The following is a 20,378-nucleotide window of genomic DNA, read 5'->3' on the forward strand; positions in this document are numbered from 1 at the left end:
CTGCTCCCCTGCATCAATAAATCTTTGAATTCTCCTTTCACAAATCCTGTAAAATGTGTACGATTTTCAATACCTTGAGAAACTATTAGAGATTTTAGTTCATTTTCATAATCTGGATCACCACTCCCGGCTAAAATAAATGTAAACCTGTAATTAGCCAATTTCCCTAATGCAGGAATTAGGTAATCTAAACCTTTTTTAGGATGTAGGCGAGATAAAAATAAAATTATTGGTTCATCTATTGGTAAATTAAAGTATTTTCGCAGACGTTCGCGTGCATTAGTAATTATTGGTGAAATCGCAATACCATGAGGGAGAATAAAGCCTGATGAAGTTAAATTTAACTGTGCAGCTTCTTTTCGTTCTGCAAGAGAGGTAAAATGTATTCCTTGACTGTGATTAAGATTAGCTGTTTCTATAAGTTTAAGATATATTTGTTTTTTAATCGCACTTTGCTGTAATGACCATTCACATAATTGCCCTAAAGGACGAATAATATAGGGTATTTTTTTTAACCGAGCGATCACCATAGCAACCGTAGAAGTATAAGAAAATACAGCATGAATATGCAATAAATCATAATTGTGAATATTCTGCCATAACCAAATAGTGAATTCCCTAGAAAATGCAAACTCTCTTACAGAGTTAATAGAGGGAGAAAACCGGGAGAAAAACCACACAGGAACTTCTTGATAATCTGTACATTTCCCCAAAGGTACATTTAATAGTTCCGTTCCATTATCATTAGTGGTCGTGATTTCCGCCTCAACACCGATATTGTTTAAGGCTTTAACCATTTCTACAACTGCATGACTAGGACCACCTCGAACAGGAGCAACCGAAGGAATCACATGGAGAACTTTCATGATCGAATCTGTTCCCACCAATATTTCAATATTGCCAAACTCCAGCTACGATACCAAGAGTTGAGAGGTATATTTGCGGGTATATTTAGGTTTTGGAAATAATCACCAAATTTACTTTCCATCCAACTTTCAAAAGGAAAATAAAAGCCCTTTTTAGGTTTATTTATCACCCAATCAGGTACTTCTGTAACTGCTTGAGTTAAAAGCTTGTTGCCTGGTGCTAAACGAATCCTACTAGGAATTGGTGCAACAGCTTCTAGTAAAGCTTTATCTACCAGAGGAACACGCAATTTTAAACCCCAATTCATTCTCATGATATTACTATCTCGCAGTAATTGATTACGCATATACTGGGTTAATTCTAAATCTATACTCAGAATAGCCGCAATACCACACATAATTAATTATTCTATGTTGGTGAAAAAATGCTGATGCAAATAGCTTGCTAGACTATTTTGGAACTGCTCAAACCCAAAAGTATCAATGACCTTTTGACGTAGAAATTCTGGTTGGTACATCAAAGGGTTGGGATATGTACCTTGTAAAATTTGAATTAGAGTGTGAGCAATTTCTTCCATATCATCAGGATTTACCAATGCCCCCAGTTTACCATGACAAAGTGCGTCAATAGCACCATCTTGATTACCTCCTAAAACAGGTTTACCACAAGCTAATGCTTCTAAATAGACAATACCAAATCCTTCTTTTTTACTCGGCATAGCAAAAACATCACAAAGATTGTAGTAATCACACAGTTGTTCATCGGGAATAAACCCAGCTAAGGTGACATGATCTTGTAATCCGAGTTGGGTAATTAATTGCTCAATTCTAGTCTGGTCATTTCCTTTACCAACAAGAATGTAATGAACGTCGGGAATTTGCTGACGAATTTGAGGAAGTGCTTGAAGAATTTGGTCATAACCCTTATAGCGTTCAACTTCCGCTAGTCGAGCTACGGTTAATATGACTGCTTGTTCCTGCTTCAGTCCGTATTTTTCTAGTAAATAAGTAGGTTTGGGGGCTGGTTGAAAGCGACTAGGTTGAAACTGGCATGGTAAGATAACAATTTTATTTGGGTCGAGGTTTTGTTCTTTGATGAGGCGATCGCGTGTGTAACTGCTAACTGCTAAAATCAGGTCTGCATGATGTAAAGCTGTTTCCAACGGTGGGTTTTTGATATCCCAAGCTTCGATACCATGGGCAGTTGTCCAATAAGGGATAGTTGTCAGCCGTTTTAGCCAGTAGGCTGCAACAGTGAAATTCAGGTGGCCGGTAATGATTAATTTTGGGCGTTTCCAGATTCCCCAAACAATTAGCTGGACTGCAAATACAAGTGTTCTCAGTGGTAATGGTATAGATCCAGAAAAGTGAAACTGAGTAGGGGTTATGGTCGAGAAGTTAGGTGAGGAATTTCTATCATGTTTGACAAAGATATCATAGTCAATATCAGGGTAGATATTTTGAATGGCTTGGAGGAAAAAACGGCAGTATGTTTGAATACCACCTGTAAATTCAAATAAGTTGGGAAACCAGACGTGAAAGTTAACTTTATTCATAGATTTTATGTATATTTAAAAGCGATTGTACCTTATTGGCTAATCGTTGTCGGTACAAACCCCAATTTAACTCCTCCGCTTTGCGTCTAGCTGCTCGTCCCATTTCTGCTAATTCTTGGGGATGAAAATAACACCATTCCAGTTTATCCTTAAGAGCTTCTACATCTCGAATAGGAATAATAAAGCCTTCTACACCATCAGTGATGATATCACTTGCTCCGGTATTCATAGTAACAATAACAGGGATTCCGCAGGCCATTGCCTCAACAACTACCAATCCAAAACCATCAATCAAAGAAGGTAATACTAAAACATTAGCTTGGCTATAATACTGATTTAACAAGAAATGGGAGACCGATGGAATATGCTGATATAATCCAGAATAACGCTCTTCTAACCATCCTTGAGGAAAGCGATTTTCGCCAACAAAGACGAGTTGAGCTTTTTTTAACTGATTTTTAGATTTTAGTTCTTTCCAAGCTTGGAGAAGATAATGAATTCCCTTTAAAGGAGAAAATCTACCTATAAATATTACGCGAAAGCAATCATCAGATTTAAGTTGAGGCTGAAATGTTTCAATGGGTGATCCATAGGGAATAACACTAATTTTATTAGTGCCAATTCCAATATTAGTTAACGATCTTTGAGTTACTGATGAAGCGACAAAAATATGATCAGCAAGTTCTATTTCTCTTTGTTTACGATTTAACTTCCAATCTGGTTCATTAATAGTCTGGATACTTTCTTTAAGACTAGGAAAGTTTTTAGCTTCTTCTTGCATAATTTTCCTAGTTGTTTGATAAAAAGGAATAGGTAAATCATATAGACACAAAATGTTTTGTTTTTTAGCTTTTTCAAAGGTAATTGCGGCAATATCTTCATAACTATATATAGCAGTAATATTTTTGAGATGATTTTGAGCTACTTGACGATCTAATAATAAAAAACCCCAATTTCCTATTTGTTCAGAGGTTATTCCTGAAAATTTATTTAATTTTGTTCGTGATAAAAAAACACGTAATAGTTCATAGCTAGGATATTGAGTAATTTTGTTATTAATTTTCCAGGTTCTTTTACTAAGTTCATCTCGAATCAAACTATTAAGCCGAGATGGTAATAAATCTAGATAACGCCAAATTTTAGAGTGAGAATTATAAGCTAAAGTTGTGATTACTTCATTAAGTACACTGGATTCAGACAATGCTAATGCCGCTTGACGTACATTACCAGCGTTACCATGATGAACTAAAGATAAACGAACATCAGACATAATTTTAGGATTTTGTTTTTTGATATTCTTGGTAATATAAATATTCTGATTTTTCACGCCGTTCTAACTCTGGGAGAAGTAAGATAAAGCCTGCAAAAAACCAATAATAAATACCCATATTTGGATTAAAAACTACAGGACTAGTTATCTGAAGAGTGTGGAACAAAAAAGCAGCTATACCTACTTGAGATAAAAATGGATCACGAAGTTTTATTGAAGTTAACCCAAGACAAATAATCAAATTTATCCGAATCCAGTAAAATAAAACAAAACCAATTACGCCTATTTCTATAATTACTCTTGGAGGTTCTATTTCACCTATAGGTGGCAGAGTGTCACCTTGAGGCAAATTTAGGGATGTTCTCAACAATTGTGTTGCTTGATGAGTCGCACCAGTTCCATAGCTATCTATTTGTTTGAGTTTTATTATTTCGGGTATTGTTGACAGTGGTTCAATAAAAGGTTGCAAAATACGATCTACCCCTTCTTTTGAATTTTGTATAGAACGCTGAGAAAGTAAATCAATGCTCTTACTGAAATATGTAGGAACAATAACAGTCACAGCAATTGCTGGTAATATAAACTTCTTAAGGTTAAGAAATGCTTGCTTGGAATGTGTTGATAATAATATAAGTATATAACTAATTAAGAATAAGCCTTGATATAAAACTACTGCTCTCGAACCTGTCATAAAAGAAGTTCCTAATACCAGTAGTAATTCAAAAATAGTTAAATAATACCAAATAAGAGGCTGTCGCAATAATAGTAAAGGTATAAGTAAAGTTAAACTGGTACATAAATATGTTCCAAAACCAGTAATATAGGGAAATGTTCCCGTGACTCTAGCAATAGCTTCTCCTCCAACTCCAAAGGTAGCAATTTGATCTGCACCAGTAGCATAAAAATTCAAGGGACTTGAAGGAGGACTAAAAAACTGCGCGACCGCTAGTAAACAAACAGGAATAATGAGTAATGAATAATTTCTGATGAATTTATATAAATCCATTTTTGTAGAGAATAAATCTGTTAATATCCAAAATAGAGGAATATATAATAGATATCCTCTTAATCCAAAGAGTCCTATAATAGATGATCCTAAACTTGGGTTGAAAGCTTGGACAAAAGACCAAATTGCTAAGAAGTATATCAAAATATTAATACCGTGTTTTTTGATTTTCTTTCCCTCTATCAAGAAATATTTAATATAAGCCCCTATTAAAACAATATCTTTTATAAAGTAGATATACTGGCTTGCTTGTGGCCAAATCCATTTTCTTACTACTCCTTCTAATACTAGAAAAACTAGGACAAAAAAAACGGATTTTTTCCAATCCAATGCAGAAAGGTAAAGCAGAAAAAATATGGCAACAATGCCTATAGCTATGATCATAATTAAAGCAAAAATTTGATAATTTTCATAAAGAGGTAAATTCTAGCCTTGGTCATGGTTTATTTTAAATAAAGTTGCTACTTACCTAACCATGCCTGATAACAAGCAACTAATTTCACAGGGTTATAATTAAGTTCTTTTATTCGGCGCTTATCAAGTAATTTAGCCGGATTACCTACAGCAATGCCATATTCAGGTATATTTTTACTAACTACTGCTCCTGCACCGACTACAGCACCTTTTCCGATATGAACACCAGGTAAAATAATAGCATCTGTAGCAATCCAAGCATAATCATCAATTATTATAGGTTTAGAAAAAGAAGACCAAGATGGATCATCTATATTGTGACTGGCTGTGAGCAGCTTTACTCCATCATTAATTACCACAAAAGAACCAATTCTAATATCTGAATGTATAGCAATATGGGCCTGACCAACAAAAGTATACTCACCGATAGTTAGTAGATTTAAAAAGCCGTCTATCCTAACTTTGTTAGAAACAATACTAATATGAGTGATATTAGTTCCTAAAATTTTCAAGAATAGATTAGTTTTCAATACTGTAATTAACTTAGGGAAGGTTAAAATGCGTTTTGCCCAACTTTTGAGCCAGAAATAAGAAAAAATAGGTTGTATTTCTCGATTTTGCCAAAGATATGTAAAACTCATATTTCTCCATAACCTTATTTATTTAGATTAAGTAATAACTGCGATACAAATACAGTTATATGAGATGATAAATTATGAGATTGATACCAATAATACGACTTATCTGCTATGGTTTGTAGATCCAATTCGTTTGTCCAATTATTCTCTTTAGCATTCGGAATCCAATAGTGTTTTCCTGCTTCTATTCCATCAATTACTGAAACACTGCCTTTAGCATTAATTGGTAATAGTCTATAAGCACAGTAAGCAGCAAAAATAGTAGATTTTGCTAAATAATCAGGGTTATAGTCGGAGAAACCAGCAATAGAATCTGCTAAAATATCACTGACTTTATGTGCAGCTTGTTTTCCTATCTCCAAAATGGGTACTTTACCAATCGAGGAAGGAGTAATTCCTGTTGGAGTTCCTATATCGCAAATTTCCTTAATATTTAATCTCTGACAAACGTAATCTAGGACTTCCTGGGATTGGTTATAAACTCTAGCACGGTTAGCAACTCCTCCAAAAATTACTAACCTATGTTGACGTTCTGATAAATCAGGAGGTAATTTTTCAGGTTCTCCAACGGTAGAAAAAACGGGAAGGAATAAAACTTGATTATGTTTTCCTTGACTGATTTGAGTAATTATATCAGCATAGAGTTTTTTACTGGTAACACAGCGATCGCTCAATTGTGCCAACCGTGCGGCTAAACTCTTCTGTAGAGGAAATAACCAGAAAGAACTTGTCCAAGGTGGATATCCCGATGCGTAAAGTTCATGAAACATAGTAACAAGATTACTTTTGGGATATAAACTTTTCCAACGTTGTAATCCCTCGACTAACCAGACTGGACAACCCCTTTGAGCATAGCCATAACCTACATAATGTAACAGGATGCTAGAAGAGCTATCATTGCATGATAATAAAGTTAGTAGTGTATTAGCAGAGTTATCGGTAATTTGATTAACAGTAAATCCTTCAATTTCTGCTGTACCTTTCCATGTCGAATTACCCACAATAAAATGGGTGTGAATACTAAAATCTTTACGAAGCTGACGGGCTAAATTTAAAGCATAATCTCCTACGCCGTCAATTGCGGGAGGAAGTCGAGGAACAATTTGAATTATATTCATAATAATCAATAGTGCAATTTCTGGTGTTCTTTAACCCATTCCTCATAAGTTTCTGAAAGTTTCTTAATACTTGATTTCCAGGTAAGTGATCGCACTTTTTGCCATCCTTGTTGAGCAATTTTTATCCTCAAATCATCATCTTCTAATAACTTTTTAATGCTCAACTCCATTGCTTCTGTATCATTAAAATTACATATCATGCCTTCTTGTTCATGATGTAATTCTGCCCCAAACCCAGTTGGAGTAGTTACTACGGCACAGCTACAAGCCATTGCTTCAGCTAAAGCAAAACCAAATCCTTCATATTGAGAAGGGAAGAAAAATACCGCACATTTGCTTAAACCATTAGCTATTTCTTCATCAGAAAGATATGGATATACATGAATACGATCATGTAAGTTAACTGGAAAACTACTTAAAACTGTATCTTTTAACCCACCTGTACCATATATATCAAAGTGCAAGTCTGTATTTTCTATTAAAAGTTTAGACATTACAGTGATAATATTTTTAACTCCTTTACGACTTATCCATGTACCTGTAAAGGCAACTCGTTTCTGTTTATTAGGAATGAATGGTAAAGATAAATACTCTTGATCTAAACCATGCGGAACTACAGTAGTGCGATGAACAGGGTAAAGTCCTAATTCCAGAACGTGCCGTCTATCTGCTTCACAAATAGCCACGAAAGCATCTGAACACGAAAAGGCTTTTCTGGAAAAACGATCATGAGTTTGTTTAGCAAACAAATTATAGAGGTAGTTAGAATAAGGATTATCTGATCTTTCACGAATGGTAGCTAAAAGTTCTAAACCATTTGTATGAGCCACTAGTAGTGGTCTTTTTGCTAATTTAGATAAATGCGAAGTAGTTAACCAAAACTCATCTCCATAAAATTCGACGAGATCAAGTTGCTCAGGTTGTAGCGTTTTCTGAGCAAAGTTCCATGCTCCCCAAGCTTGACGAAATTTTGTAGCTCGACGAAATTTTACCCAAGGTTCGTATTCTTTTGGCTCAACTACATCAACTGAATGTCCTACACTTTGCAATCCTTGGGAGTATTTTATTACTGCTTTACCTGATCCCAATTTTAAGTCTAGTGGGCAATTAGTGAAGGAAAGAATATTCATGGTAAGTTATTAAAATCCGATCTTAATAATTTACCATTAGATTTACTTGTTTCAGGATGTTAAATATATTTGAAAATTTGTAATAAATCATTCATTAAAAATAGCTGATAATTTTTTTATGTTTCATAGTTCTCAACCAATCAAGTATAAAATTTGGCAGAGTTCTATTGAGAAGGGTGTATGATTTAATCATGGTAAGGGGCTGATAACTAAATATACCAAAGTTTTTCAGAAAAAACCACCACATACTTAAAATATCAAATAGTGTTTTATTTCCCATTTTCTCTTTTTCAGAAATTTGTGAAATTTTATACTTTAAAGTATATATTTTGCGAATTTCTACATCAAAATCATCTAAATTATTTAAAATTCCTTCTATACTTGTTAGACTTCTAAGTGACTTTTTTTGGTACTCATTAACATTAGAAGTGTTACCAGAATAGTTTTGACGATGAATTCTCCAAACTGAGAGAGGATTATCTATAAAGTATGAATAACCTTGATTTAACGTACACATAACTAGGTACTCATCTATATACATATCAACTTCTTTGGGAATAGAAAATTTATTAAGAGTGTCTCTTCTTACGGCAAAAGTTGAACCACCGCCAAAAAGCATCCGGTTTCTATAAAAATAGCTTAATAATTCTTTTCCAGAAATCTTATGAGCGATTATATGTTTAGGAATAGCTTCTGGAAATTTTTGATCATTATCAACTTCCCAACAAAGGGCAGGATGTGCCACATGAACTATTTCTGGATCACTTTCAAATATTCCAACTACTTCTTTAATTTTATTGGGTAAAAAAAGATCGTCAGCATCTAAATTGAAAACGTATTTACCTTGACAATTATCTATACCAACTTTTGTTGCCCAGGCTTTACCTGAGTTTTCTTGTAATATATACTTAACTCGACTTCCGTATTTAGTAACTATTTCTGAAGTGTTATCTTGAGAACCATCATCAATAACAATAATTTCGATTTGGTCTTGAGGGAAGTCAGATTTTAGAACACTATCTATTGCTTGTTGGATGTAGTGAGCATAATTGTAGGTTGGGATAATTACGCTAATGATAGGATATCTCTCAGACATAGAATTTAATATTTTTTAGCTACTAATATCAAGAATTTTTTTTGCGTGCTGAGGAATTTTCTGAAATACTGGCTGGTTGATGGATGTATAAATCATTTTATTAATTTTTAAAACAAGAATCAAGAAATCCTTTAGCGCGAGCTACAGTTGAATTATTTTTGATCCAATCGTAGGTTAGAGTTTGTAGTTGCAAGTATTCTTGAGGACTTAAAGAATTTATCTTATTTATTAGGTCTTCATAGCTTTTATAGATTATACAATTAGATTCATCTAGTCCATGAGGAGCGCAATTGTGTGGTTTTTGGTCAATATCTCGGAAACATAAAACACAGCCATTAGCTGCTAATTCATAATGTCGTAAACAATCCCAACCTGCTCGTTTAGTAGTGATGCCAAAACGCGATTTTTGTAAATCTTGATAATAATCATTTTCACATTCAAAGAAATAAGTATTAGAACCAAGTTCGGAAAATCTAGCTTCATTTATGTTCTTAGCAATTTCTAAATCAACTATATGGATAGGGAAATCTTTTATTTTTTGTGTATTCTCAACTGGAGTAATTTTTTCAAATGGAATAGAAAAACTGATAGGCATAGCATTTTCTGCTAGAGGTATCCAAGAATGCAACCAACTAGGCAGATATTTATCAATTCCATATCTATATCCACTACTCATCAACTCTCGCTTAAAATATTTGACTTTTGATATCGGAGTTAAAAATGATAAGGGGTAGTTTCGTATTTTATCTTTTATAGAAGCATAGGGAAAAAAAGCTGGTTGATCAGCACCATCCAGAACAACAATATTATTTAACTTGTACTGAGATAACAAAGTCCAGAATTGTTGCCATTGTTCCCATATATTAGCAATAACAATTAAGTCATAAGCATCAATATCTTTTTGCCAAAAGAAACGTTCTTGTGCTAATTCAGGGATATCTTCTAGTAGTCCATAGAGAGTAAAACCATTGCCTCTAAGTTTAGAACGCATTTTGTCAGTAAGTGGTGTGTACATACTGTCATAGCGAGGCACATCTACACAGTTTTTACCCAATAATATTCTAAGTCCATGAAATAGACTTTCTGCTAAATAATCAGGTTGATTATGATGAAGATATAAAACCTTCATTTTTATGCTACTCCTTTTATCAGTTCTCTATATTTATCCATTTTATTTTGAGCGATCGCTACGAAGTTGCTATATCTGAAATATTCGCCATAAAGTTCATAATTAAATTTCAGCAACCCGTTTTTACCTAATAAAAATACTTCATACTGAAATGAATTTAGTAACTCAAAACAAGACAGTAAAGTGCTTCCTGAACTTGGCCAATATTCACCATATTCAAACTGAATTATCCCTACTTTTTGCTGTCTCAAAACTTCTTTAGAACCTCTTAAAACCTGTAAATCGTAGCCTTCACAATCTATTTTTAAAAAATCAATATAGTCCCAATTACGATTTTTAATCTCTTGATCTATTGTGGATACTTTTACAGTTTTGGCAATACCAGAGTTTTCTTTGCATTTTCCTAAAGAAGAACTCTGCATTGGATATATATCATAAAATATAGCTTCTCCAATGCTGTTAGAACAAGCAGCTTGTATTAAAGTTAAGTTTAAATTATTGCTGAATTTTTTTTCAATTTCTTGAAAAGCAGATTCACCAGGTTCAAAAACTAAACCTAAACAACTTTTTGGAGCATAATTTAAAAAACATTCAGTATAGCCACCAATATAAGCACCTATATCCATGAATCGAGAACAATTAGGAGCAATCATTTTTATTAACCATAACTCACCATTTTCATGGTGATCAGAAGTTTCTGCTAAATGATAAGCAATTATGGAATTGCATTGATTTCTTAATTTTATTGCTAAATCAGTTGCAAGTTTGGATTTAGCTAAATTGTGTTGAATGGAATGTAGAATTTGCTTGAAGTTCATAGTTTGTTTAGTGCGTTATAAATTGACAATTTCATAAAAAATTTGCTGATCAGAAAAAGTCATCTTATCCTTTTGAATAAATTATTCAGCTTTATGTTTTATGGATAACAATAAAAGCTTGTTCTGCGAATTGTCCTTCTGTACCACAAGGATATTCAACCTCAAAGCCCTTTTTTGTTGCCCAATCATCAACTTCTTTCTTAGATGCTAAGTACACTGCATCAATATCAGCACTCATCATATCAGGATAAGATAAACAAATCGGAGATGTATTTACCAGAAAATTTCCTAAATTCATCTCAGTTTTTCTTAATGCTTTTGGTAAGCGTATTTTGCTATCATATAAGCTAAATAAGGCATCTATAATTCTACCCTGGCGTAATTTTGTACTAGCCGTCATCATAGGAGACAACCCTAACTGTTGAGATGAAAACCGACCTGATTCTATAAAATCAGGGAAAACTAATACAAGTCGGCCATTTGGTTTTATGACTCGTATCATTTCTGTTAATCCACGTTCTGGATAAACTAAGTGTTCTAAAACGTACAGAGAGAAACAAACCTCAAAGGATGAATCAGGAAAAGGAATATTATAAGCTGTACCACATTGCCAATTAACTTCAGGATGTTTGTGTCTGTTTTGCTGAATAACATAATCAGCAACTTCTACCCCACAGTAGCTTCCTTGATAGCCATATTGTCGAAGTTGCCTATATAAGCGTCCACTTGCACAACCTATTTCTAAAATTGTTTCTGGTTTTAAATCACAAATATACTGAGGCATTAAATGTCGCACTGAACTTAAATCAGTTGCAATTTTCTCTTGGGTATCTATCGCATCTATCATAGATTGATACATTTCACGTCCATCCTGCTGACTGTAAAACCAAGCCATTTGTTTATCTAAGGAAGATAGTATTTCTGGATCTCCTTTTACGCTAGATATCCATCTAAATTGGCGATTACACTTTTCAAGTTTCATTGATGCTTTATCCTCTAATGCTGAGAAAAATTATAGATTATATACTTTCACTCAGTATATATCTTTGGCAGATGTTTTTTTATATCAACCATATAATGAAGTGTTTTCAGTACAAGAATTGTATTTTTTCAAAAGTTAATTATCTCTATGTATGCAATTATATTTATTTACTTACTTACTTAGGAAGCGCAAATAAATGAACATTATCATACTTAGCAAGTAATTCTGGTGTGACATCTGTTAAAACATAGGGTAAAATTTCTTCAAAACTCACTAATTGTAGAAAAATTTTATATTCAGACAATGGCAAAAGCCCCAAAAGTTCTTTAACAGAACTTAATCTATCAGAAAAACAAGAACAATGAATTTCAATTTCTAATTTAGGTTTTGTTTTGAGTATCTCAGTTGCACCTTTCAACACTTCTATTTCATATCCTTCTACGTCAATCTTTAGAAAAGTTGGCTTTTTTCCTACAAAAACTTCATCTAATTTCACCACAGGTACATTAATCGTTTTACTACCGTCAGTCTTACCTACAGAACCATTAGGATAATTGTTAAACTCTACTGTCCCATGATAAGAACCAACAGCTTGATTTCTAATTTCAAAATTATTGACTTGATTTAGATCAATATTTTTACGAGCTATATCAGCATTAGCAGGTAAAGCCTCAAAACCCAATACTTGACCCTGCTCTCCTACGCACTTGGCAAAGAATAAACCTGTGAATCCGATGTTTGCACCACAATCAACAACAATATCACCTTTTTTCAGAGAGTTTTCTTTTAACCAAACCAACTCTGGCCAATTATCAAGATGGTCTGGACGATCATACCAACCTTTGGCAAAAAGATCGCTAATGATTAATTGAATCTTTTCTCCAGCTATAGTTTTTTCAATTTGATACGGTTTAAAAGTATTCTTTTTGTAAAGATAAGCAATTTTATTTGTGAACTTTTTAGTAAAAGATCCAAAAGATTCAGACAGAATGGTATCAACTGATTTTTGTAAAATCTTAAGCATTTGATAAATCTCCATTATAATAATGATTATTAAACCCTTTGTAATTAAGGTAAAAATTGACTAATAAAGTTGGTAAAGTAGATACTAAACCAAACATTATTACACCTTTGATATTTGATACATCTATGATAACCAATAATAGAATTTGTATCAAAATTGTGCTTGGTATAATTAACCAAGAATCTTTAATCCATCCTCTCGACGTATTTAAACTCCATGCTACAGAACTAATTGCAGATACCATAGAGGTTAATATTACTAAATATAATTCTCTTTGGAGATGATTATATTTATTACCAAGTATCCAGAGTAATTCTTTAGGAAAGATAACTGAAACAACAAGTAATAAAATTGATAGGAATAAATATATAAGCATAACTTTAAAATAACGTAATTTTAATAATTTCAAAGATTCACATTTAGCAAAACTAGGTACAACAATGTTACTAACAACAGAAGTAATTACCGTAAAAATTATAGATAATCTTCCTAAAGCACCAATCTCAGCAATACTATTAGTTGTACCAAAAATACTAATCAGCCAAATTGTTATCTGACCTTGAATACAAAAAAATGAATAATACGCAATCATACTGCGTATACTACCTACAATTTGCTGATTATATTCTTGATTAATCGGGATATTTTTTTCTAAGCTATCCTTATTCCATTGATAGAGATAAAATGTTTTTAAGCTTGATGCAACTGTTGAGCAAAAAGCATATGTCAAAGCATTAATTAAAGTTAAATGATTAATTACTATAAATAATAAACGTGAGCCAGAAAACATCAAATCCAATATTTGAATCTGTTTAATTTGAGATTTTAAAAGAGGTACAACGCCTAAGATACCTTGAATAAGGTAAAAATAAAGTTCTATGAGAATAACTATAATAATTAATAGAGCATAAATTAACGATGCTCCACTACTAGTTAATAGCCAAAAAAGAATAGGAGTAACTATAAGTACAGATATCATGCCAAGATATTTTTTCAGTCGCATACCTGCATTTATCAATTGGGTAAACTTATAAGAATCTTGAAAGACTTTACCTCCAATAGATAACAATGCTGAACTAATTCCACTAGCTGCTAAAACATTCATGCTTGACTGCATTGAATTAGCAATCGTAAAGTAAGCATACTCCTCTTTACTAAGAGTACGAATAATTAAAATCCCACTAGCGAATCCTAATGCTTGCACAATTAATTGAACAGAAACAAATTTACTAAGTAACTTAACCCAGTAAATAGCTTTTTCCGAGCGAGTTGACATTAAATTTCAGCCTCCAAAGAAATAGCTACTGCATATTATTTTCACTATACTGACCTAGTTAACCTCGCTTTTACCATCATTTTCACGACATCCTGCATTTTATATTTAGCTTCCCAACCTAGCTGTTTCTTAGCTTTACTGGGATTACCTTTACCCATTGCCAAATCTGTAGGTCTGAACAGGCTACTATCAACAACTACATGATCACGCGACTCTAAATTTACAGATGCAAATGCGGCTGATACAAAATCTTCTAAGGAAGTGCTTTCTCCTGTGGCAATTACATAATCATCGGGCTGTTCCTGTTGCAGGATTAAATACATTGCTTCCACATATTCTTGCGCCCACCCCCAATCCCGCTGAATTGACATATTACCTAAATATAATTTTTCATGACTACCTTGAGCAATACGACAGGCAGTAGCAATAATTTTTTGAGTCACAAATCTTTGGGGACGCAGGGGAGATTCATGATTAAATAGAATTCCTGAACAAGCAAATAAACCGTAAGCTTCTCGATAATTAGCTACTTCCCAAAAAGCAGCGGCTTTAGCTACAGCATAAGGACTTCTAGGACGGAATGGAGTGGTTTCTACTGCTGCTACATTGCCAGTATCACCAAAGCATTCACTAGATCCGGCATTATAAACTTTAATCTGAGCGCCGAGAAAGCGAATCGCTTCTAATAGGTTGAGTGTCCCTGTAGCGATACTTTCTAATGTTTCTACAGGTTGTTCAAAAGACAAACCCACTGAAGTTTGTCCTGCTAAATTATAGATTTCGTCTGGTTGGATTTTTGTGAGGATCTGTAAGACGCTGCGGAAGTCAGTTAAGGACATTGACTCTAGCTTTACTTGGTCTTTGATACCTAAATAAACCAAATTTCGGAAAGAGGACATTTGAGCATCTCTGGAAGTTCCACAGACTGTATAGCCTTGATTGAGCAGTAACTGTGCCAGATAAGCTCCATCTTGTCCTGATATGCCACAAATAAGAGCTTTTTTCATGTCAATTCATTACCCAGAAATCCTTAACACTGTTACCTCCCAGCATCCGAGATTGTCTATAGGTAAACTCTCCTACAGAGGGATTACGATGGGGATGAATCACACCTGTTGCTTGTTGCCAGATTTCTGCGGGGGCAAGAGATAATTTATATATGGATTCATGTTTATGTACATGATACCATTTTGTTTCTTGGCACTCTTCACACCAAAAAGCTTCTAACCATTCACCATGTAAAGAGACTGTGGTTTTAGCTGCTACTAAAAGCATCGCTTCTCTTCGAGCTATACCTCGCTCTTGTAGTTGTCCAGCTTGTTCAGCAAATAGTCCATATTTTTGGCTAACACTATCCATATAGCAATTATGGATGGGGCAGTGGATAGCTCTGCGCTTAGAACGTTTCCGATTTCGATCACACCTTCTCTGCACTTTGGCCTCCTGATCAGTAACTAAACAACAGATCGAAAGAAGGTTGCATTGGAGGGACTGAGATCAAAAAGACCATCAAAGCCCAACTCCTTGTTCAACTCCTAAATTTATGAAATTTTTTAAATTTAATAGTCTTAAATACCTGGGTATGTTATCACACTCTTTTTGGATTAGCGGAGAGTGAGACTTTAAATCATAGACTGTTCTAGCACCTGGAGATACTGTTTGGCTATGATTTCTGGGGTAAAATTAGACTGCAAGTATTCACGTGATGAGTTACCCATTTTTTCTGCAAGTTGGCGATCGCTCTTTAACTTACGAATAAATGCAGCTAAAGCATCACTATCTCCATTGTCAATGGTAGTACCAAATTTGCCATCTGTTATTAATTGGCGCAGGTAGGACTCTTTGGGGCAAATAGCTGCTATTGGTCTGCCAGCAGCTAAAGCTGGGTAAAGTTTACTAGGAGCAACTAAACTTTCTAGACCGACTTCTACGCTAACTAATGACAAATCACAAGCAGTCAGGGAATAAGGTAACACACTCTTGTCTTGATAGGGAAGAAAGAGAAAGTTTTTGAGTCCTAAACGAGTCACATCTTGAATAAAGCTTTCCCGTTTGGGACCACCACCAATACAAACAAACTGAATCGGTTCATTTTGTAGTTGTTTAGCAGTAGCGAGAATGGTGTCCATATCATGACACCTACCCATATTGCCGGAATAAAGAACCGTAAATTTGTTAACTAAATTATATTCTTTGGCAAACCAGTTGTGTTCTTTTGCTATTGGTACGATTAAATCAGGATCTCCCCAACTATGAATCACAGAAATCTTATCCGCTACTTCTGGGCAGATTGATATAACTCGCTCTTTCATGGCCGGACTTAAAACTATAATTCCCTTGGATCTTTGCCAAATCTGACGGTTGATTTGCCGCCAAAATTTTGCTAACCAGTGGTTTTTGGCAACTACTCCCAGAGCGATCGCAATATCTGGATACAGATCATAAATTAAACATACGTAAGGGAATCTTAACAACAAATGTGCGAAATATCCTGCTATTGATAAAAAAGGTGGAGCTGAGGTTAATAAAAATACACTATCTTTCCGGGCATTTTTGATCATGTGCAGAAAAGCCCGCAATGTAAACAAAATCCCATTGATTGCCTTACCACGAATCCTGCCAGACCAAACTTGAGTAGATCGGGATCTTTGGACGCGAATATCACCCACTTGCTCTAATGCTGGTGCTTTAGCGGTAGTAAATGCGTATCCTGGTTGTCCTGTGAACACCTTAATGCTAACTCCTTGTTTCTCTAGCTCTGTGACTAGTTCTTCAATTAGCTGTCCTGTAGCAGCATAGTCTGGAGGAAAAAACTCTGTAATTATCGACACATTAACCAGGTTATGATACCATATATCCTTAACTTCCGAGGACTCGAGTGGTGCTACTGAATGTAAAGGTGGTGCTGTGGAGTTCTTTCCTTTGTACATTATTGGAGGTTTGCTACTAGTTACGTCCGGATCACATTTCCTTGAATATTGATTTTTGTGGATTGTCGAATAAGAATTATATTTTTTCTGCCATTCACTTATTGCCATGAGCCATACAGTTCCATTGATAATATTTACTACAGATATACAGGTAAATCATGACTCCTTGATTACAAAAATTGTTTCTGTACAATAGCTTTTGTTACATCTTCGGTATCTTGTTATCAGTCACCCCTTCTTTAAATGACAACAGAGGAAATACTAGTTCCGGAAAAAAATAAGATACATTCCCAAAAATACTTTTCTATAACTTACGTATTGACCATAGGCATTGACAGAAGGAATGAATAAAGGATATGTTTGATATTTGAATCTACTAAGTAAGGTTATAGTTTTCCACACTGATCATGAGATTTATATCTATGCCCAGGATAGTTATCCACAGCTAAAAATGGCTTGATTTCGTTATTCTATTACAATCCCTAGTTAATTTGTACACTATTCAACCCCTATTTGTATTCCTTTCATAGTTTTAAAGTTAGGATCGAGGATTAGTTATTTCCACCTTCAAATAGGCTGAAATATGAACGATAGCTGGGAATAATAGCAATGAAACAACGTATATGCCTTACTCATAAGAAAAATGAGTGGATCACAAAAATGGTTTCAACTCCTTTTTGAAGGAATACAACTTAATTTTCATCTAACTCCTGACAAATGTCCATAAACTTGTTATACATATAGCAGAAATAAAGCGCTTATGAAAAAACACCCCCCTGGATTGTTACATTTCCCATCTAAACAATACAGGTTGCTAAAAAATAAGGTTTCACAAAGATTATAGATGTAATTGTTGCAATTTAACTTTATTTGATAATTACTCAATTTTAGAGGCATCCATCATGGAGAATCATTCTGCGATCACCTCAAGTTTCCGCAAAAAGGGACACTCTGAACATCAGTCTTCAAATATGCCAGTTTTTTCAGCATTTGAAGAAACATCTGATAGTGGTGACTTGCGGCAAATACTGGAAACACTGAAACGCAGATCGCTAGTAATAGCAGGAATATCTATTGTTGTCAACGGTGGAGTTACTTACTCTACGCTCACACAAGAACCAATATATCAAGGTAATTTTCAACTACTCGTTGAATCTGTTAATGAAGATAGCAGCTTAGGGAAAGTAAGCTTACTAGACTCTAATATCGCTAAACCCAGTTTAGACTATGAGAGTCAAATTCAGGTTCTTAAAAGTCCAGAATTGCTGCAAGGTGTTATTAAGCAACTACAAGAATCATATCCGGAAATTACTTATGGTTCTCTCCTACAGGATTTAACTATCCGTCGTTTCGGTGCAACAAAAGTAATCGAAGTCAGCTATAAAAGTCATGACACACAAAAAATTAAAGTTGTATTAGATGCAATTTCTCAATTCTATTTAAACTACAGCCTAGATAAACGCCAAACTAAGCTACGTCAAGGGGTTCAGTTTGCTGACAAACAGCTACCTAATATTCAAAATCGGGTAGCACAGTTGCAAAAAGAAATGCAAATCTTCCGGCAAAGATATAATTTTATTAGTCCAGAAAGCCAATCTGAAACCATTTCTGGGCAAATTCAATCTCTGACACAACAACGACTAGCTGTCAATCAACAACTAGCCGCTGCTAGAGCTAATTATATGAGTCTACAGAGACAGGAAGGACAATTAGCAATCCTCAATAATGCTCCTCTGTATCAACAATTAATCGCCCAGCAGCGTCAATTAGATACCCAAATATCTGGAGAATTAGCTCGATTTCAACCAGAAAACCCAGTTATCCAAACTTTAGAAGAAAAAAGAAATAACCTCTTACCTATCATTCAAAGCGAGGCTAGACGGGCTTTAACTATTAAAGCGGCTGAAGCTACAACTTTACTTCAAAGAATAGAGGTAGATAGTCAACAACTAATCCAAGCAGAACAACAACTCCAAAGAAAATTAGAACAATTACCAGTCCTATCTAGGCAATATACGGATATCCAGCGGAATTTACAACTAGCAAATGAAAGTTTAAATCGGTTTTTAACTAATCGGGAACAACTACAAATAGAAGTAGCACAAACAGAACTACCTTGGGAATTAATTCAAGCACCTATGCAACCAGAATCTCCCATATCACCAAATATACAACGGAGTTTATTATTAGGATTTGTGGCTAGTTCTCTACTGGGTGTTGGTGCTGCGCTGATTCTAGAAAAAATTGATAATACTTACCAAACAGTAGAGAGCATTCAAGAAAAGATCAAATTGCCCTTATTAGGGACTCTTCCTTTTGATAAAAGTATATCTCATCATCCATCCCGGCATCTTGCAAATAGTGTGAGCGAGCAAGAAGTAGTATCTGAAGATACGGCTCAAGGGATAGGTAGATTTTCTAATATGTTCAGTAATTCATCTTCACAACCTAGATACTATGGTTACGGTGCATTTTGGGAATCTTTACAAGTTTTGTATGGAAATATTCAACTTCTCAATTCAGATAAACCAATTCGCTCTTTAATTATTTCTTCAGCGATGTCTGGAGATGGTAAAAGTACAGTAGCATTTAACCTGGCTCAAATAGCAACATCAATGGGGAAACGAGTTCTCTTGGTAGATGCTGATTTGCGTTGCTCCCAGGTTCATACACTATCAGGATTAAATAATTTGTGGGGATTAAGTAATTTAATCTCTTCCAATATGGATATGGAGCAGGTAATTCAAGAAATGCCAACCATGAAGAATTTATCGGTGATTACGGCAGGACCAATCCCACCTGATCCGGCTAGGTTATTATCATCAGATAAAATGAAGCAATTGATGGACTATTTCCATCACAATTTTGATTTAGTAATTTATGATGCGCCCCCAATGTTGGGATTAGTAGATGTGAGACTCTTAGCTCCTTATACTGATGGTTTAATGCTAGTTGTAAGGATTGGGAAAACAGATAAATCAGCACTGACACAAGTTCAGGATAATTTCAAGGTTGCTCCTATCAATTTACTAGGTGTGGTTATCAACGGGGATAAAAAGAAGTTGCAAGGTTATAATTACTATTACAGTGATTACAATAAACGTGGTTAAGAACCTATTTCTAAT

Annotated in this window: 18 protein-coding genes; 1 reads left to right on the forward strand and 17 read right to left on the reverse strand. The window is 34.5% G+C overall.

Going from position 1 to position 20,378, the window contains the following annotated elements:
- From FJR38_RS13910 to FJR38_RS13990, 17 genes are all read right to left on the reverse strand, one after another.
- A partial coding sequence (locus tag FJR38_RS13910; RefSeq protein ID WP_168537635.1) for a glycosyltransferase occupies window positions 1-866 on the reverse strand: 866 nt, incomplete at its 3' end.
- Complete coding sequence (locus tag FJR38_RS13915; RefSeq protein WP_168537637.1) at window positions 863-1,264, reverse strand: asparagine synthase-related protein; 402 nt, start codon at window positions 1,262-1,264, stop codon at window positions 863-865. The genes FJR38_RS13910 and FJR38_RS13915, both read right to left, overlap by 4 nt.
- A 6-nt stretch (window positions 1,265-1,270) precedes the next feature.
- Complete coding sequence (locus FJR38_RS13920) at window positions 1,271-2,422, reverse strand: glycosyltransferase (RefSeq protein WP_168537639.1); 1,152 nt, start codon at window positions 2,420-2,422, stop codon at window positions 1,271-1,273.
- Entirely contained in the window at window positions 2,415-3,692 is a 1,278-nt protein-coding gene (locus tag FJR38_RS13925; RefSeq protein WP_168537641.1) for a glycosyltransferase family 4 protein, read from the reverse strand. The genes FJR38_RS13920 and FJR38_RS13925 overlap by 8 nt, the downstream gene beginning before the upstream one ends.
- Window positions 3,693-3,696: 4 nt before the next feature.
- Complete coding sequence (locus FJR38_RS13930) at window positions 3,697-5,082, reverse strand: hypothetical protein (protein ID WP_168537643.1); 1,386 nt, start codon at window positions 5,080-5,082, stop codon at window positions 3,697-3,699.
- A 77-nt stretch (window positions 5,083-5,159) separates the two neighbouring features.
- Window positions 5,160-5,753 (reverse strand): acyltransferase, encoded by a 594-nt coding sequence (locus FJR38_RS13935; RefSeq protein ID WP_168537645.1) that lies wholly within the window; start codon window positions 5,751-5,753, stop codon window positions 5,160-5,162.
- Window positions 5,754-5,767: 14 nt separating this feature from the next.
- A complete protein-coding gene (locus FJR38_RS13940) occupies window positions 5,768-6,868 on the reverse strand; it encodes a glycosyltransferase family 1 protein (protein WP_168537647.1) in 1,101 nt (366 codons plus the stop codon).
- Between the two features lie 5 nt (window positions 6,869-6,873).
- Window positions 6,874-7,998 carry a glycosyltransferase family 4 protein gene (locus FJR38_RS13945; protein ID WP_168537649.1) on the reverse strand — a complete coding sequence of 375 codons (1,125 nt, stop codon included), beginning with the start codon at window positions 7,996-7,998 and terminating at the stop codon, window positions 6,874-6,876.
- Window positions 7,999-8,092: 94 nt separating this feature from the next.
- A complete protein-coding gene (locus tag FJR38_RS13950) occupies window positions 8,093-9,094 on the reverse strand; it encodes a glycosyltransferase family 2 protein (RefSeq protein WP_168537651.1) in 1,002 nt (333 codons plus the stop codon).
- A 100-nt stretch (window positions 9,095-9,194) separates the two neighbouring features.
- Window positions 9,195-10,223, reverse strand: a complete 1,029-nt coding sequence (locus FJR38_RS13955; RefSeq protein ID WP_168537653.1) for a glycosyltransferase family 1 protein — start codon at window positions 10,221-10,223, stop codon at window positions 9,195-9,197.
- A 2-nt stretch (window positions 10,224-10,225) separates the two neighbouring features.
- Window positions 10,226-11,041, reverse strand: coding sequence for an FkbM family methyltransferase (locus FJR38_RS13960; protein ID WP_168537655.1), 816 nt, complete (start codon window positions 11,039-11,041; stop codon window positions 10,226-10,228).
- Window positions 11,042-11,132: 91 nt separating this feature from the next.
- The gene (locus FJR38_RS13965; protein WP_168537657.1) at window positions 11,133-12,023 is read right to left on the reverse strand and encodes a class I SAM-dependent methyltransferase; all 891 of its coding nucleotides are present in this window, start codon (window positions 12,021-12,023) and stop codon (window positions 11,133-11,135) included.
- 175 nt (window positions 12,024-12,198) lie between these two features.
- On the reverse strand, window positions 12,199-13,047 hold the full coding sequence (locus FJR38_RS13970; RefSeq protein ID WP_168537659.1) for an FkbM family methyltransferase: 849 nt from the start codon (window positions 13,045-13,047) through the stop codon (window positions 12,199-12,201).
- Window positions 13,040-14,323, reverse strand: coding sequence for a polysaccharide biosynthesis protein (locus FJR38_RS13975; RefSeq protein ID WP_168537661.1), 1,284 nt, complete (start codon window positions 14,321-14,323; stop codon window positions 13,040-13,042). Before FJR38_RS13975 ends, FJR38_RS13970 begins: the two co-directional genes overlap by 8 nt.
- A 44-nt stretch (window positions 14,324-14,367) precedes the next feature.
- Complete coding sequence (locus tag FJR38_RS13980) at window positions 14,368-15,330, reverse strand: GDP-mannose 4,6-dehydratase (RefSeq protein ID WP_168537663.1); 963 nt, start codon at window positions 15,328-15,330, stop codon at window positions 14,368-14,370.
- A gap of 1 nt (window position 15,331) precedes the next feature.
- On the reverse strand, window positions 15,332-15,757 hold the full coding sequence (locus tag FJR38_RS13985; protein ID WP_168537665.1) for a hypothetical protein: 426 nt from the start codon (window positions 15,755-15,757) through the stop codon (window positions 15,332-15,334).
- Window positions 15,758-15,945: 188 nt separating this feature from the next.
- Window positions 15,946-17,253, reverse strand: coding sequence for a glycosyltransferase family 4 protein (locus FJR38_RS13990; protein ID WP_168537667.1), 1,308 nt, complete (start codon window positions 17,251-17,253; stop codon window positions 15,946-15,948).
- A gap of 902 nt (window positions 17,254-18,155) precedes the next feature.
- On the opposite strand from FJR38_RS13990, the gene FJR38_RS13995 reads away from it, so the two are divergent.
- Window positions 18,156-20,363 (forward strand): polysaccharide biosynthesis tyrosine autokinase, encoded by a 2,208-nt coding sequence (locus FJR38_RS13995; RefSeq protein ID WP_168537669.1) that lies wholly within the window; start codon window positions 18,156-18,158, stop codon window positions 20,361-20,363.
- Window positions 20,364-20,378 lie beyond the last annotated feature (15 nt).

Source organism: Anabaena sp. UHCC 0253 (assembly GCF_009712085.1).
Lineage (GTDB): Bacteria > Cyanobacteriota > Cyanobacteriia > Cyanobacteriales > Nostocaceae > Dolichospermum.

Coding starts and splice junctions, on each gene's coding strand:
- FJR38_RS13915 (WP_168537637.1), bottom strand. CDS start 1,264: ATGTGTGGTATTGCGGCTATTCTGAGTATAGATTTAGAATTAACCCAG.
- FJR38_RS13920 (WP_168537639.1), bottom strand. CDS start 2,422: ATGAATAAAGTTAACTTTCACGTCTGGTTTCCCAACTTATTTGAATTT.
- FJR38_RS13925 (WP_168537641.1), bottom strand. CDS start 3,692: ATGTCTGATGTTCGTTTATCTTTAGTTCATCATGGTAACGCTGGTAAT.
- FJR38_RS13930 (WP_168537643.1), bottom strand. CDS start 5,082: ATGATCATAGCTATAGGCATTGTTGCCATATTTTTTCTGCTTTACCTT.
- FJR38_RS13935 (WP_168537645.1), bottom strand. CDS start 5,753: ATGAGTTTTACATATCTTTGGCAAAATCGAGAAATACAACCTATTTTT.
- FJR38_RS13940 (WP_168537647.1), bottom strand. CDS start 6,868: ATGAATATAATTCAAATTGTTCCTCGACTTCCTCCCGCAATTGACGGC.
- FJR38_RS13945 (WP_168537649.1), bottom strand. CDS start 7,998: ATGAATATTCTTTCCTTCACTAATTGCCCACTAGACTTAAAATTGGGA.
- FJR38_RS13950 (WP_168537651.1), bottom strand. CDS start 9,094: ATGTCTGAGAGATATCCTATCATTAGCGTAATTATCCCAACCTACAAT.
- FJR38_RS13955 (WP_168537653.1), bottom strand. CDS start 10,223: ATGAAGGTTTTATATCTTCATCATAATCAACCTGATTATTTAGCAGAA.
- FJR38_RS13960 (WP_168537655.1), bottom strand. CDS start 11,041: ATGAACTTCAAGCAAATTCTACATTCCATTCAACACAATTTAGCTAAA.
- FJR38_RS13965 (WP_168537657.1), bottom strand. CDS start 12,023: ATGAAACTTGAAAAGTGTAATCGCCAATTTAGATGGATATCTAGCGTA.
- FJR38_RS13970 (WP_168537659.1), bottom strand. CDS start 13,047: ATGCTTAAGATTTTACAAAAATCAGTTGATACCATTCTGTCTGAATCT.
- FJR38_RS13975 (WP_168537661.1), bottom strand. CDS start 14,323: ATGTCAACTCGCTCGGAAAAAGCTATTTACTGGGTTAAGTTACTTAGT.
- FJR38_RS13980 (WP_168537663.1), bottom strand. CDS start 15,330: ATGAAAAAAGCTCTTATTTGTGGCATATCAGGACAAGATGGAGCTTAT.
- FJR38_RS13990 (WP_168537667.1), bottom strand. CDS start 17,253: ATGTACAAAGGAAAGAACTCCACAGCACCACCTTTACATTCAGTAGCA.
- FJR38_RS13995 (WP_168537669.1), top strand. CDS start 18,156: ATGGAGAATCATTCTGCGATCACCTCAAGTTTCCGCAAAAAGGGACAC.